Origin of the sequence: Streptomyces sp. WM6378 (assembly GCF_001279695.1) — a bacterium.
Lineage (GTDB): Bacteria > Actinomycetota > Actinomycetes > Streptomycetales > Streptomycetaceae > Streptomyces.
Genome location: NZ_LGDD01000351.1, coordinates 1 through 13949, shown reverse-complemented (window position 1 = coordinate 13949; position 13949 = coordinate 1). Strand labels below are relative to the sequence as shown.

General features: G+C 69.1%; 15 protein-coding genes. 9 read left to right on the top strand and 6 right to left on the bottom strand.

Annotated features, from left to right (window positions below):
* Positions 1–53: 53 nt before the first annotated feature.
* Entirely contained in the window at positions 54–974 is a 921-nt protein-coding gene (locus ADK54_RS41310; RefSeq protein WP_159048056.1) for a helix-turn-helix domain-containing protein, read from the top strand.
* Positions 975–1033: 59 nt separating this feature from the next.
* A complete protein-coding gene (locus ADK54_RS41305) occupies positions 1034–1384 on the top strand; it encodes a hypothetical protein (protein ID WP_053731022.1) in 351 nt (116 codons plus the stop codon).
* A 547-nt stretch (positions 1385–1931) separates the two neighbouring features.
* On the opposite strand, the gene ADK54_RS41300 is transcribed toward ADK54_RS41305, so the two are convergent.
* The 3 genes from ADK54_RS41300 to ADK54_RS41285 all read right to left on the bottom strand — a co-directional run bounded on the left by ADK54_RS41300 (position 1932) and on the right by ADK54_RS41285 (position 4001).
* Positions 1932–2261 (bottom strand): DUF6968 family protein, encoded by a 330-nt coding sequence (locus tag ADK54_RS41300; protein WP_053731010.1) that lies wholly within the window; start codon positions 2259–2261, stop codon positions 1932–1934.
* 624 nt (positions 2262–2885) lie between these two features.
* Positions 2886–3257 (bottom strand): hypothetical protein, encoded by a 372-nt coding sequence (locus ADK54_RS41290; protein WP_159048054.1) that lies wholly within the window; start codon positions 3255–3257, stop codon positions 2886–2888.
* A 207-nt stretch (positions 3258–3464) separates the two neighbouring features.
* The gene (locus ADK54_RS41285; RefSeq protein WP_053731007.1) at positions 3465–4001 is read right to left on the bottom strand and encodes a helix-turn-helix domain-containing protein; all 537 of its coding nucleotides are present in this window, start codon (positions 3999–4001) and stop codon (positions 3465–3467) included.
* Between the two features lie 95 nt (positions 4002–4096).
* Here ADK54_RS41285 and ADK54_RS41280 point away from each other — a divergent pair, with 95 nt between their 5' ends.
* Both ADK54_RS41280 and ADK54_RS41275 read left to right on the top strand, forming a co-directional pair.
* On the top strand, positions 4097–4975 hold the full coding sequence (locus ADK54_RS41280) for an alpha/beta fold hydrolase (protein ID WP_053731006.1): 879 nt from the start codon (positions 4097–4099) through the stop codon (positions 4973–4975).
* Positions 4976–5226: 251 nt separating this feature from the next.
* Positions 5227–5988, top strand: coding sequence for a MerR family transcriptional regulator (locus tag ADK54_RS41275; RefSeq protein ID WP_053731005.1), 762 nt, complete (start codon positions 5227–5229; stop codon positions 5986–5988).
* 202 nt (positions 5989–6190) lie between these two features.
* Here ADK54_RS41275 and ADK54_RS41270 read toward each other — a convergent pair whose 3' ends face one another.
* Positions 6191–7450 (bottom strand): alpha/beta hydrolase, encoded by a 1260-nt coding sequence (locus ADK54_RS41270; RefSeq protein ID WP_053731004.1) that lies wholly within the window; start codon positions 7448–7450, stop codon positions 6191–6193.
* 233 nt (positions 7451–7683) lie between these two features.
* Here ADK54_RS41270 and ADK54_RS41265 point away from each other — a divergent pair, with 233 nt between their 5' ends.
* Positions 7684–8139, top strand: a complete 456-nt coding sequence (locus ADK54_RS41265; RefSeq protein WP_053731003.1) for a MarR family winged helix-turn-helix transcriptional regulator — start codon at positions 7684–7686, stop codon at positions 8137–8139.
* A 31-nt stretch (positions 8140–8170) separates the two neighbouring features.
* Here ADK54_RS41265 and ADK54_RS41260 read toward each other — a convergent pair whose 3' ends face one another.
* Complete coding sequence (locus ADK54_RS41260) at positions 8171–8443, bottom strand: hypothetical protein (protein WP_159048053.1); 273 nt, start codon at positions 8441–8443, stop codon at positions 8171–8173.
* A gap of 608 nt (positions 8444–9051) precedes the next feature.
* Here ADK54_RS41260 and ADK54_RS41255 point away from each other — a divergent pair.
* The 4 genes from ADK54_RS41255 to ADK54_RS46545 all read left to right on the top strand — a co-directional run bounded on the left by ADK54_RS41255 (position 9052) and on the right by ADK54_RS46545 (position 11987).
* The gene (locus ADK54_RS41255) at positions 9052–9576 is read left to right on the top strand and encodes a SigE family RNA polymerase sigma factor (RefSeq protein ID WP_078967046.1); all 525 of its coding nucleotides are present in this window, start codon (positions 9052–9054) and stop codon (positions 9574–9576) included.
* Positions 9577–9717: 141 nt separating this feature from the next.
* Positions 9718–9990, top strand: a complete 273-nt coding sequence (locus tag ADK54_RS46550; protein ID WP_159048052.1) for a hypothetical protein — start codon at positions 9718–9720, stop codon at positions 9988–9990.
* Positions 9991–10048: 58 nt separating this feature from the next.
* A complete protein-coding gene (locus tag ADK54_RS41250) occupies positions 10049–11305 on the top strand; it encodes a mannosyltransferase family protein (RefSeq protein WP_078967045.1) in 1257 nt (418 codons plus the stop codon).
* A gap of 130 nt (positions 11306–11435) precedes the next feature.
* Positions 11436–11987 carry a hypothetical protein gene (locus ADK54_RS46545; RefSeq protein ID WP_159048051.1) on the top strand — a complete coding sequence of 184 codons (552 nt, stop codon included), beginning with the start codon at positions 11436–11438 and terminating at the stop codon, positions 11985–11987.
* 754 nt (positions 11988–12741) lie between these two features.
* On the opposite strand, the gene ADK54_RS49045 is transcribed toward ADK54_RS46545, so the two are convergent.
* A complete protein-coding gene (locus ADK54_RS49045) occupies positions 12742–13077 on the bottom strand; it encodes an STAS domain-containing protein (protein ID WP_420717484.1) in 336 nt (111 codons plus the stop codon).
* Positions 13078–13949: the final 872 nt, after the last annotated feature.

The window sequence follows — 13949 nt, the reverse complement described above, 5'->3', positions numbered from 1 at the left end:
TGTTGAACAGGTTGGGAGACATGAGGGTGTTGGTGAGGACAGTTGGAGGTGCGGTGGTGTGGCGAGCCTGGGAGGCGAGTGGGCCGGTTGTGGCGCGGCGGCCCGCGCATGCGCGGCTGACCGGTCTTGTCGACGGGTACTTCGGCTATGAGCGGGCGGGTGGTGGCTCGATCACCCAACGGGTGCTTCCTTCCGGCGCCGTGGTGGTGATGGTCGACTTCGAGTCGGCGGACCGGCGGACGGTGGGCCCGGACGGCACACGTTCTCCACGCTGTGGCATGCTCTCGCCCACTACGGGACTCCTGGACCGGCCTGTGGACGCCGAGACGATCGGGGCGGTCTTCGGCGCCGGAATCGTTCTGACTCCGCCGGGCGCCTTCGCGCTGCTCGGCATGGCCATGCATGAAGTCACCAACACCAGGATCCCGCTCGCACAGGCACTGGGGCACACGCGCAGCGACCGTCTCAGTGAACGGCTGGCGGGTTCACCGGCGTGGGAGGCGCGTTTCGCCCACCTGGACTCCGTGCTGCTCTCGGTGCTGACGGGCGTCCGCCGCCCGGCCGCCACCGGCACTGCCGCACTCGCCTGGCATCGGCTGCGCTACACCGCGGGCCGGGTCTCCGTCGCCACCCTTGCCGACGACCTCGGGTTGAGTCGGCGGCGCGTCGAGGAGGTGTTCCGCGAACAGATCGGTTTGCCGCCCAAGCGGGCCGCCCGCGTCCTGCGCTTCCACCACGCGGTCCGCACGCTCGCCCGCCCACAGGGACTGCCTCTTTCGGACATCGCACTCGACTGCGGGTACGCCGATCACGCACACCTGAGCCGGGAGGTCAAAGCCCTGTCCGGCCTCAGCCCGCGCGAGATCCGCACACTGACCCGCTCCGTGGAACTTGCGCCGGGCACCCCGCCGCTTCTCGGACAGAACGGTGGCACCGCGCGTTCCTTCAAGACCCGGCCCTGCGGCTCGCCCTAGCGTCAGCAGTGCTCCGCGGCACCGGGCCGCGCGAACCGGAAGGACCAGTCGTGTACTGGATGAGGAGAACCGCCGCTGCGCTCGCGATTACCGCTGCCGCGCTGGTGACACCTGGTGTTGCCCACGCTCAGGCAACCGACGACTACCAGGGGTGCCCCTCCGGGTACGTGTGCATCTACCCGAACGCGTCCTGGAACAACGGCGTTCCGGAGCACCGCTACTACAACTACCAGGCGTACGACCTGACCAACGAGTTCGGCGTGCACCGCATTTTCAACAACCAGACCGGCGGGGCGACCGTGCAGACCTGTAAGGGCTACGGCGGCAGTAACTGCGGCGACAAGATGGCGCCGTGGACCTACCGCGACGAGGACCTGACGCCGATCAACTCGATCCTTCTGCAGTCCTGAACGGTCACCCCGCGCCCGCCGGGAAGCCGATGCACGGCGAACCCCTGCGGGACTGCGGGTGGCCCCCGCGGTCATCCGGGCCGCGAGCCGGCTTCAAGCAGCTGCCCAGGGACCGCTGGCCGGATGGCCTGCACAGCATCTCCAAGCAGCACCTGCCCCCGAAGACGGGGGGGGGGGAACAGCCGCGCGGCGCCGTACCGCTTGCTGTCTACGCCGTCCCGCCGTCCCGCAGGCCGTCGCCCCAGACGGCCTGACGGCGCACAGTTGAGCAGTGGATGCCGCCGAAGCTCGCGTACAGCATCTACGTACGACAGCTCGACGTACGGCTCTGCAAGATCCACCCCGACCGGTACGGCCACCCAGCACCCTCAGCGCGTCACCTCGTATGACTAGGTTCGCTGGCAAGGAAGGCGAAACGATTGGGTTCGTTATCAAACGCCCGATTGGATGACAGTGGTCAGCCGGGTGTGCTTCGACTGAAGTTGGTCGTGTGCATCGCCCTGAACTGGGTCGACTTGGTTGGATGTCAACGGCCTGCCGTGGCTGGTCAGGGACGCAGGGAGAGGTCGAGGCCCAGGTCTGGGTTTCCGTACCAGGTCAGTTCGGCTGCTCGTCCGTCGCCGAGTTCGCCGCGGATGCGGGACAGGGCCAGGATGAGGGCCTGGAGCGAGTCGACGCCCCACATCGAGGTGACTGTCTCCGGCGTCTGTGGGCGGCCGAGGATTTGACAGGGGCAGTACCAGTCCCCGCCCGGGTCCTGGCGCGGTGCTCCGATGTGCACCGTGACCTGCTGCTGGATACCGGTCGTGTCGGTGAATTCATAGGTCCGTGATGCGATCGTCCGGCCGAGGGTGCCGTCCGGTGGAGCAAGGGTCATAGCAGTCCAGGTCTCTCTTTAGGCGCGGGCGGTTGTCCAAGGGGTAGCGGCTCCCGTGGTGCTGATTCACCCCGATATGTTGCGGGAGTTACCGACTTGAGTTTGCATCATGGGCGGTGTGCGGTGGTTCACGGCCGCGTCCTGTCCCTCGATCTGGGAGTGGCGATCACTCCGATCAGTTTGCACCTAGCCTCCAGGCAGTAGGTCACGGATCCTCAACCGGCATCCAGGACGGGCCGAAATCCGCCAGCACAACATCGTGGTCCCCCGGCGCCGTCGTACCGGAACCACGCCTTCGAACCGGGTTGCGTCCATGGGGATGGTGTACGGGTCCGACCTGATCCGGTGTTTTGCTCCGGCTTGTGGCCTGCGCTGTCGGGGCGGGCGTCGACACCACGGGTGTTGGACGCCACAATCTTGTTGCCGACCAGGACCATGCCGCGCGGGGCGTTGCCCACGTTCCAGCTCTGCTTGACGGTCCCGGTGGCCGGGTCGATGGCGACCGCGCGGTTCCGGCCGTTGACGGCGGTACACGAAGCCGGAGACATCACGATACGCACCCAGCCACTTGTCGCGATCGGAGTTTGATGCCAAGGCGCGATGGTACGGGCAGGCGCGGTAGATTTACCGTTCCTTGCCCGGGCTTGATGGTGCTTCCCAGTCCAAGGAGAAGGCGGCCAGCCAGGCCAGCCAGAGGGCGGCGGGCAACTCCACCAAGAAGGCCATGCCCAGTGCCACGTACTGGGCGCCGCCGTCTTCGGACGTCGCGACGTCGAACCACGCGTCCAGGACCAGCAACGCGGCGGTGGCGGCGGCCACCGGTGAGACCGTCCGAACCTGGCGAGCCAAGAGAATGGCCGTTGCTACCAGGCCCGTTGCCTGCAACAGGTCCATCCCCACCCAGGACACCGACCAGTTGTGCACCTGGGTCTGACCGTCCAGCAGGAACCCCAGAACTACCGTCCAGGCCAACAGGACGACGGCGATCACCAGCAAGACCCGAGCTATGACACGAGGCGCAAAAGGCATGGAGGGGGGTCCCGTCTACGGAAGGGCCACTGGCTTCGTCGACCCTACCGACGGTCATCCGTCGGCACGCTCGGCAACCGGTGGAGCCGACAGCCGCTTCGGCGTGCTGGCTCGGTCGTGCATACGGCGCCCTGCATGCCACGGCATCCCGGTGCAGTGCCTGATGGTCTGCACTCAGGAAGATGAGGGATCGGTCGGGAAGAGAACGGGGCTGAGCAGGTACGGCACCCGGCCCGGGCCGGGCTGGTTGCCCAGCCGGGGCTGCAGGACGGCGACCAGTTCCCCGACGAGCTCGGTGAGTTCGTCCGGGCTGAGCCAGAGCGTTCCCTGGCGGTAGGAAGCCGAGTCGGCGGTCGGGTTCGCCCCCTCGCGATCGAGGTAGGCGTTGAACTCGGCGATGAGGACGGCCATGGCGGCGGCGAAACCGCGGCGGTGGTCGTCCAGGGACATGGTCGCGGCTGCTTCGCCGTCGATCGAGGGGCGATCGCGGCGCAGCCGGTAGTGGCGCTCGACGACATTGCGCACGCGGCGCTCCTTGGCCACTTCGAGGAAACCGGCCTCCGAGAGCAGAGCCACGTGTCGGTAGACGCTCACCTTCGGGACATCGGGCAACCGGGCGGACAGCTCGCCGGTGGTGAGCTCGCGTCCGCCGGACAGGGCGTGCACCACGCGCAGGCGTACCGGGTGGAGAAGCAGTTCGACGGTGTCCATGGCGCTACTATTTCATGGGTGATACCGTTATCGAAATTGAGACTATAGGTGGGGGTGTGGGACGGATGAGGCGGGAACGCGGGCGGGGTGTGGCAGTGAACGGGCGCTCCGTCCATGTCGAGGAGTCGGGCCAGGGCACCGACTGGGTGATCTTCGAGGCCGGAGCAGGCCTCGGCCGGACCAGTTGGGACGCGGTGCTGCCACTGCTGGCCGATCGCGCCCGACTGGTGGCCTACGACCGTGCCGGGTTCGGCCGCAGTGGCCGGACCTCGGGCCAGCTGGGTATCGACGACATGGCCGCCGACCTCGCCGCGCTGATCGAGGAAGTGGTTCCGCGGTCGTCCTCTCTGGTGCTCGTCGCGCACAGCATGGGCGGGCTGGTCGCGCGCGGCGCGGCGGACCACCTCGGCCCACGGCTGCGAGGCCTGCTGCTGATCGACCCCACGCCGGAGAGCGCACCCGTCTACGACCGGTTCGACCAGACCGCAAGGAAGGTCGACCGCGCACTCGCCGTGACGCAGGCACTGGTGCGGTTCCGCCCACTCGCCCGCCTGGCCAGCGGGAACGTCCGGCGCGTGTTTCCGGCCGACACCTACGCGACCATGCTCGCCGAGGACTTCGTCCCCGCAGGGACCGCGCAGACCAGGAAGGAACTCAGAGCCGTGGTCGCGGCCATCCCTCGGTTCCGCGCCGAGCCGCCCGGCCTCCCCGCCTGCCCGACGGTGCTGCTCGCGCCATCCCGCCCTGAGAGGGGGCGCGGTGAGCAGCGCACTGTCATGACCGTCCACCAGCGGCAATGGGTCGCTACGCTGCCGAATGGACGGTTCGAGGAGGTCGACTCGGGCCACCTCATCCAGGCCGAGCAGCCCGGGATCGTGGCGGAAGCGGTCGGGCGCCTCCTCGCCCGGACGGCCCGAGCCGATGAGGGGCACACTCTTGGTTCTCCGCCACCCGCAGGGGGCTCCGCTCGATGACACCGCCGGGGCCGATCGACCTTGGGCCCACGCAACCCGTTTGTTCGGTTGGCGACTTGGACTGCCGCGACCTTTCGACAGCGTCGGATTGTGTAAGCAGGCCGATCGTGATCACTGTCCGTGGGGCTGCTGACCAGCGCGCGACCTGGGAGCCTGAGAATCGGGCTTGAAGCTGCCGCAGCGGAAGCCTCTACCGTCGGGAGCAGGGTCGGAGGTTCCGGCCCGGCGAAGCAACCCGTGTGGGGGCGGAGATGGCCTGGCCGATCGCGGAGGTCGCCCGGATGTCGGGTGTGACGGCCCGGACACTGCGGCACTACGACGAGATCGGCCTGCTGCCACCGGCCTGGAACGGCGCCAACGGTCGCCGCTACTACGAGGAGCGCCAACTGCTGCGGCTGCAGCAGGTCCTTGTGCTGCGGGCGCTGGGCCTGGGGCTGCCTGACATCGGCCGGATCCTGGCCGCGCAGGTCGACGAGCTGGAGGCCCTGCGGGGCCATCACTGTCGGCTGCTCGCCGAGCGTGACCGGCTGGACGCCCTGGCCGGCACCGTCGCCCGTACGATCGCCGAACTGGAGCAGTCCAGGAAGGACGGCACAGACATGATCAGTATCAGCCGGCCGGAGAATCTCTTCGAGGGTATCGGGCCCGCCCGGTGCATGAAGGTCCTGCGTGACTTCCCGGATCTGGTCGGGGCCGTCGAACGGCACACCTTGGCGTTGAGCGAGGCTGAGATCGAGGCCGACGAGCGCGAGCGCACGGCGCAGATGGTCCGGCTGGCGGAGCTGCTGGCCGCCGGTAGGCCCGCTGACGCCGATGAGGTGCAGGCCGAGATCGACGCCCAGTACCGGACGTTGGCCCGGATCCGGGCAGCCACCGCCGAGGAGTATCGCGCGATCGGGCGCTCCTGCGTGGAGAACGAGCACTGGCGCGCGGCGTACGAGTCGATCGCGGCGGGCTTGGCCGCGTACCGGTGGGACGCCATCGAGGTGTACGCCGCAACTCGGCTGCGCTGAGCCGGGACCGGGTGACGGGGCCGCCGCCGCGGGGGAGTGGCGGCCCCTGCCGGATCGGGCCACTTGCAAGGGGGACTTCGAGCCTCATGTACGTGATGACATCGAGCCCACGTATGCGGGGAATCAGCCGGAATCCGCCCCGGACCCGGGAGTCACCGATTCCGGGGCGATTCAGGCGATCTCAGGGGGGGTGCGCCGGCGCTCAGGCCTTGAGGCGCGCTTCGGCGATGGCGGGCGGGACGGTGCCGAGCCACCAGGTGGGGTCAGCCGAGCCGTCCGTGGTGTGCCCGTCGCGGTGCACGTAATGGCGGACGTCGCGGCCCGGTTCGGCGAACTCGCCGTTGAGAGCGCGTTCGATCCACTCGGCACCGAAGCGGAAGACTTCGGCGGCGGTGCCGCCCAGCGGGTGGAACTCGTTCTCGTACACGCGCATTTCCTTGGGGGCGGTGACGCGCTCGTAGCTGGCCAGGGCCTGTTCGAGCGGGGTGAGCTCGTCGAACTCGCCGATGCCGTACAGGACGGGGCAGGTGATCTCGCCGACCAGGTCGCCCAACGGCATGTGAGCCACCAGCTCACGGTCGAAGGCCGCCTCGTCGGTGTAGTCGGCCATGTACATGTAGTTGTTCTTGAACGTGGGCTGGGCGCGCTCGAAGATCGTCTTGAAGTCGCCGGTCACCGCCTCGAAAGCGGCGAGTGCGGCCAGGCGCGGGTCCGTCGCGGCGGCGCGGGAGCCCCAGTAGCCGCTCATGCTGATGCCGAACATGCCGATCCGCTGCGGATCGACCTCGGGCAGTCCGGCGAGGTAGGTGATGTAACTGGCTATCGCTCGCTCGTAGTTGGCGAGGTCGACGGCCAGGCCTCCTGCCCGCGACTCACCCTGGCCGGGCCCCTCGATGGACAGGGCGACCATGCCGCGGGAGGTGTAGTAGCGCTCGGCGGCGTAGATGTAGTCCTCCTTGATCATGTCCATTCCGGGGCCGAGGATGACGGCGGGGGCGTTGCGTACGGGCCCGCCGGGCAGGTGGAGCAGTGCGTGGATGTGCTTGCCCTCGAAGTCGAGCACTACGCGGCGTACCCGGCCGTCGCGCAGCGCGCCGATGCGCTCGACGCAGTGGTTCGTGTGCTCGCGGAACGCGGCCTTGCGCGGGTCGGCCGCGTCGAAGACGGAGTACTGGGCGCGGCCCCACATGACGGCGGCCCGGACGTACAGGTCCGCGGCGGTCCGGGTGAAGCCGCCCCGCTCGTGGTGCAGGGCTCGCTTCTCGGCCTGGCCCGCCACGGTCGCCCAGGCCTTGGGCAGCATGGCGCCGCTCTTGACCAGGGCGAAGACCTTCTCGAAGTCGGTGTGGTCGTGGCCGAGCTGCTCCAGCGTGCCCATGGCCTCGGGGTGCAGCGCGTCGAAGCCGCCCTGGGCGAGGGCGATGTCCAGGGCCCAGTTCTGGCCGGTCGAACGGATGGTCATGAAGGTGTTCCTCTCGTTGCTTTGCGCGGATGTCGCCGTACGCGGATGCGTGGACAGGCGAGAGCGGCGCAAGGGGTGCGTACCAGGGGCGCGGCTGGAGGTCTGCGAAGGCGTGGGGCCTTCACCTCCGGCCATGCACCTAAGTACTTAACTAATAAGTACTTAGGTTATGCTGAATGTCAACTCGCCCGACTCCGCACCCGCCGGGGCTCGCCGCACCAAGGAATCCACCGATGACCGAACCGACCGACCCCGCACGTGACCGGGCCATCGCGGAGCTCGCCCGCGCCGCCTACAGCCTCAGCGCCGCCGACTCGCGCTTGCGCGGCCGCGCCACCCGCACCCCCGGCGCGCTCTCCCTCACCCACGCCCGTGCCCTCCGCATCCTCGCGGAAGAGGGACCGCTGCCGATCGGGAGGCTCGCCGCGACCACCGAGACCACCGGCGCCGCGACGACCCAGCTCGTCAACGGACTGGCCACCGCGGGATACGTCACCCGCGAACGCCCCCCGGGTGACAAAAGATCCGTGCTGGTCGCGCTCACGCCTGCCGGCCGCCACCGTCACGAGGAGCGCGAACGATCCCTCGCGGACGCGCTGAACACGGCCCTCGCCCCTCACGACACCGAGGCGCTCCACGCCGCCACCGACATCCTGCGGCACCTGGCCGGCATCTACGACGAGCTCTGAGACTGAGAACCTGTGTCTAAAACCTGGCCGGTCATTGGCTCTTCGAGCCCAGCGGCCGTCCAGGGCGGGCAGCCGGGGAAGCTGGCAGGCCCGTCACCTGCGCGTCCATCGTTTTGGTGTGAACGACACGGCCGACGATCGACTCATCTGGGAACTGGCCGGGTGGGATGCTGACGAACGCCCAGCTCACGTCACCGAACTCAGCCGGGAAGAGATCCTGCGCATCCGCGACCTCTTCGACCGCCGCCTGCCCCCGGCAGGGGAGGACGAGTGGCTTGCCTGCGCAGCTTACGAAGTGCCCCATGACCTGCAACTCCAAGTGCTGGCCGCCGTCCCCCGGCTGGAGTTCAAGCCAGGGGCTGGAGTACTTCGTCGAGGGGGCTGTCCTTTCCGATTAGGCGGCCGGACTGCTCCTCGCTGCTGTCGGCGTCACACTCGTCGCGCTGATCCGGCCGGGGTTGAGACACAGGCTGTGACGCGGAATGACGGTCCGCTGCTCACGCTCGACGTACTGCGCGCGCGCCGCCAGCCTCCGCGCGAACGCCTCCGTGCCGCGCATCGTCCCGGTCTTCGCCTCTATGGAACACCGGTGTCTTAGGGCTGTGCGGCCGGTTACTCGTGTCGCGGTTCGAGGCGTGCGGAATCTCGCCCGCTGGCTTCATCCTTCATCGCCGATCCCCGGTAGCCCGGGCGCCGTCGCCATGACCCTGTTTGTGAGGACTGTGCTGCGTGTGTGCGGCCAACGGTGGGTGCGCGGTGCTGGGGCCGGGTCGGTGATGTCGTCGCCTGTGGGCTGCGGGGTTGATGTGGTCACCGCTCATGCGTGTCTGCTGTGTCTGGTTCCGTGATGAGCGCCACTGTGTTTTCTCGCGGCCGGTGTCGACCGGATGGCCTGGGCCGGGCGTATGCCCTGTGAAGCGAGAGATCCGGGAGTGGTGGTTGAGCGTCGAGGAGTTTGAAGAGTTCTATGCCCAGACGGTCGCGCGGCTCACGGGGCAGTTGTACGTGATGCTCGGTGACCTGCATGAGGCGCAGGACGTCGTGCAGGAGGCGTTCGTCAGGGGCTGGAGTCGGCGTCGGCAGCTGGACCGCGACGGGCGTCCGGAGGCGTGGATCCGGACGGTGGCCTGGCGGCTGGCGGTGAGCCGGTGGCGGTTTCGGCGGCGCAGTGCGGAGGCGTGGCGGCGCAGCGGTGCGCCGCCGGATGTCGAGGGCCCCGGGCCGGAGCAGGTGGCGCTGGTGGGGGCGTTGCGTGAGCTGCCGCCGCAGCAGCGCCGCACGCTGGCCCTGCACTATCTGTGTGATCTCACCGTCGAGCAGATCGCGCAGGAGACGCAGCTGTCCGCCAGCACCGTCAAGACGCATCTGGCGCGCGGGCGCGGTGCGCTCGCGCTTCGCCTGCAGGACCCGTGCCGTGAGGAGGCTTCCGGTGACTGAGCACCACGATCCGCTGCGGTCGCTGTTCCAGCAGACCGCCGACTACGGGCGGGCTCGCGCCGACGCGGCACCCGCCGCGCACATCTCCGAGCGGGGAAAGCGGTCCCACCGGCGCCGTGTGGCCGTCGCGGCCGTGGGGACGTGCCTGGTGCTGGCGGGCGGCAGCGCGGCTGCGGCTGTTCTCCTGCCGCAGCGCCCGGCTCCCGTCGTCCCGGCCACCAGCCCCTCGCCGAGCGCACCCGCCCCGCCGGTGCCGTCGCCGCCGGCGAGCGGTACGCCGACTACTTCTGGCCGAACGGCCACCTCGCCTCCCACCGGGGCGATTTCGACGCGTCCGCCGGTGACGCCGACCCAGCCCCCGGCCGGGGGAGCCACCACCTCGCCGCCCTGATCTCGATCCCGCTCGCCCCGTGACCCGGCGGGCCGCCACCGGGCGGTCTCGCACACCCCAGTACGCCCGAAAGATCCCTGTATGCCCCTCACGTCGCCCGAGCTGCGCCAGCATCCTCCCGTACCCGGACAACGCCCCACACGGCCCGGACCGGCCCCGCAACACTCCCGCACACCAGCCGAACCCCCTCGCGGGTCCTTTGTCCGGTGGGTGCTCCGGCTGCCGCCTGACGACCGTGAGGTGCTGTGGCTGTACCTCCTGACCCGAATAGGCATCTGGATCACTGCCTACTGCGCGCGGTGGCTGTTCCCGGCGGACGGCAACACCCGCGCTCCCGGCCCGCTCCTGGCCCCCTTTCAGCAGTGGGACTGGGGCCACTACCTGCACATAGCCCGCGACGGTTACTTCCCCGACGGGGCGGGCCCCTGGCTGACCCAGTGGGACAACCGGGAAGCGTTCTTCCCCGGCTTCCCGCTCCTGCTGCGCGCCGTGCACGTCATCGTCCCCGACTGGACGGCGGCCGGACTGCTCATATCCTTCGTCGCGGGGGGCGTCGCCGTCGCGGCACTGGCCCGCATCGCCCGGCTGCACCTGCCCGGCCCGGACACCGGCCGGCGCACGGTGCTGTTCTTCCTGCTCTCCCCGTGCGCGGTTTTCCTGGCCGTCGGCTACACCGAGGCGCTCTTCCTCGCCCTCGCCCTGCCCGCCTGGCTCGCCGCCCAGCGCCGCAACTGGCCCCTCGCCGCCACCCTGACCGCCCTGGCCACCGCCGTACGCATCAGCGGCCTCTTCCTCGCCGCCGCCATCGCCGTGCACTTCCTCCTCGCCGCCCACCGGCACTGGCGCGCGCTGCCCTGGCTGGCCCTGCCCACCGCGCCCATGGCCCTGTACGCCGGGTACCTGCACGCGCACACCGGCGACTGGCTGGCGTGGAAACACGCCCAGGAACGCGGCTGGTACCGCGACTTCCACGCCCCCTGGGACGCCTGGTCCCACACCTGGACCGGCGCCTTCGGTCAGACCCAGACCACCGGATTCGCCTTCATGTTCCAGGCCGAACTCCTCGCCCTGCTCGCCGGTCTCCTCCTGCTCGCCGTGCTCCTGAAGCAGCGCCGCTGGCCCGAAGCCACCTACATCGGCCTGACCCTGTGGGCGCTGGGAACCTCCTACTGGTTCATGTCCATCCCCCGCGCCACCCTCCTGTGGTGGCCCCTGTGGATCACCCTGGCCGCCTGGAGCCTGCGCAGACCACGGATCAATACCCTCTACCTCTGCCTCGCCGCACCCCTGAGCACGCTCCTTGCCCTCACCTTCCTCACGGGGCGATGGGCCGGCTGACACACCCGCCGCCCCTGGGGGCCCACAACGCCAAGAGGGTTTCCGCACACACGGCCTGACGCCCGGCCGTTACGCGCTGATCGCAGACCGACTGCATCTTGTACGGCAGGTGTCCTCTGCCACTGATTCGTTGAGCGACGACGAGAACGGCGGGCTCATCCACTACAAGTACGCGATCGTCGTGGCCGTTCCGGGTGCGAACCAGGCCGGCACCTGGGGCGACCTCTTCCTCAGCTTCGGCTGTGCTTTCGCCGATGTGAAGCTCGGGGTGAGTGTGCATGACGGCAACAAGTGGAGCGGTATCCAGCCCTGGGACGTCAAGGATGCCGCTGGCCGTCTCGTCAAGAACTTGCCACGCCGGTGGTCGCGCCGTACCCGGGGCCCGGAGTGTCCGGGACGCGCGTTCCGTCACCGGCAAGGGTGCCAGCCACCCGTCCCGGACGCCGCCACCCTGAATCCGGCCTACACCCAGTCCATCCCGAGCTTGGCAAGCTGCGCGAGCTCCTCACCGTTCAACCGGTCGCCGGTCCGTTGTGTTCTATGGCATCTTACTGACGATCGGGCGCAGGAAGGCTGTGTTGACGGCGTCTCCGCCGTTCGCGGCGGCCATGAAAGGCCCGCCGTTCGCCACGATGCTGTCCGGGTTGTTCGGGACGAAGGTCCATCCATGGGGCTTGGCTGAGCTGGTTGGTCCGTCTGCGTAGGCGGGGGCGGTGGCCGTCAGTGCAGCCGCGGTGAGGGCGATAGCGGCAAGGGCACGCTGGGTGTTGTTCACGGGCTGCCAACGATCTTGTCCTATAGAGGGTCACGCCTGACAGCCCGGGGCGCCGCCCCGCATCCACCCCCAGTCCATCCCGAGCCCGAGTCCATCCCGAGCCCGGCGAGTAGTGCGAGCCGCTCCCCGCTGAGCTTGTCGCGGCGGCTCTTCTGGTTGGACACGCCACTCACCCCGAGCCGTACTCCGTGGTCCTGGCCGTCGGCGGTGATCCGTTCGGTCCCCAGCGTCCCCTGCGCGAGGCGCCCTTCCGGCGGCGGGGATGCGGGAATCCCTGCTCTGGAGTCACCGGACGGGCATGGGCTGGAGCCGCTGAGTCGGTGCTGCGGCTCCAACTGGCCTGTGTGTGCCGCCTCGGGGTCCGGGAGAGCAGCAAGTGCGCAGTCACCACTCCCAGCACTGCCAGTGGGTGGACTGCACCCCTTCTGTAAGCAGCGTAGGTCGGATACGCAGACTCGGGAACGTGCCCCATGGCTTTCGGCCATGTAATCGGCTCTGGTGGCAGCCGTTCGCCGCTACGTCTCCGCCAACTCGGCGGCCCGAGACGGCAGGGCTCGCCCTCCAGGGGTGTCGTGCCGACAGGATGTGAGTTCGGCTGAACTACGGTTCAGGGCTGGGCCCTTCGTATTTCTGTGGCCGTGTCGGTCGCATGGGGACGTTGTCAACTCCGGCGGTGTGCAGGACCCTTCGGACGAGCGAGGACACGTGGGGGATGGTCATGATGCCGCTGGGGAATGGTCATGCTGCCGCGGGCCAGTTGGCAGTGACGGAAGTGGACGAGGAGCGCGCTGATCCCGGATGAGTCGATGAAGCCGACCTCGGTCAGATCCAGCTCAACCCGGCGATGCAGCAAGGGGGTTAGGGCGGACCGGAGTATGGGCGCGCCATCCACATCCAGGTCGCCGCACACGCGCACCAAGGCCGGATCGAGGCCCGCGACGACATCGTCGTGCAGGGGTTCTGCACCAGCGTTCAAAAACGGACGCTCCCAAGACATGTTCCGGCGGCTCATGGGTCCGGCCGCCGGAACACGTGGCCCCGGCTCTCCTCCGAACCAGGGACCCGCTCCCGGTCCGGCACGCGGCCGAACCGACCGATCACCGAGTGCCGGAAAAGGGCCGACGAATGCCCGTTGAGCGCAACGGTACGGGGTAGCAGGGCTGCTGCGCCCGCTGCCCGCTCAGGCCTCCCCGGGCGGCGGGCGCACCGGGTCCCCAGGGCTGCGACCCCGGGGACCCCTGGTGCACTTCACATCCTGACCGCCGGTTCAACGACCGTCCGCAGCCCCAGCCACCGCCCCCTGCGCCCCGTCCGTCCCGGGCCCGGGCGAGCCAGCGGGTGACGCCGCAGCTGCTGCTGGCTCGCGCAGAAATGTCCGCTCGGATCTCTCATCTCGTTGTCCTGCATGAGCGCGCCGACCTGGATGGTTCACGATGAACGGCCCGTCGGGGCGGGGCAACCAGGTGAAGGAAACCGAGACAGAATCACGCGAGTCAGCAGGGGGGTGAGGCGAGTGGTTTGGCGAGTTCATGGCCAGCCGGTTCCGGACGGCGAATGCTGTGGCACGCCTTCGCGGGGGCTGTGCGGGAGCTGTGCGGGGGCGCCCGGGGGTGGTGTTTGAGTCTTGATTGGGGGGTGGTGGTTCTCGTACGGATCTTCGTTTCTTCACCCGAAGGGAGAATGGCGGGCTTTCCCTCTGGCTGGAACTCTGAGGCGGCAGTTCATTGTTGCGTCGAAGGGAAAGTGTTCATGTCGGTTGAGGCAGGTCTTGAGAACCGCGCTCAGCAGAGTCTCGGCACAGCCGCCGCGCGGAACTTGGCGACCACCACCAAGTCCGTCCCGCAGATGCAGGAGATCACCTCCCGTTGG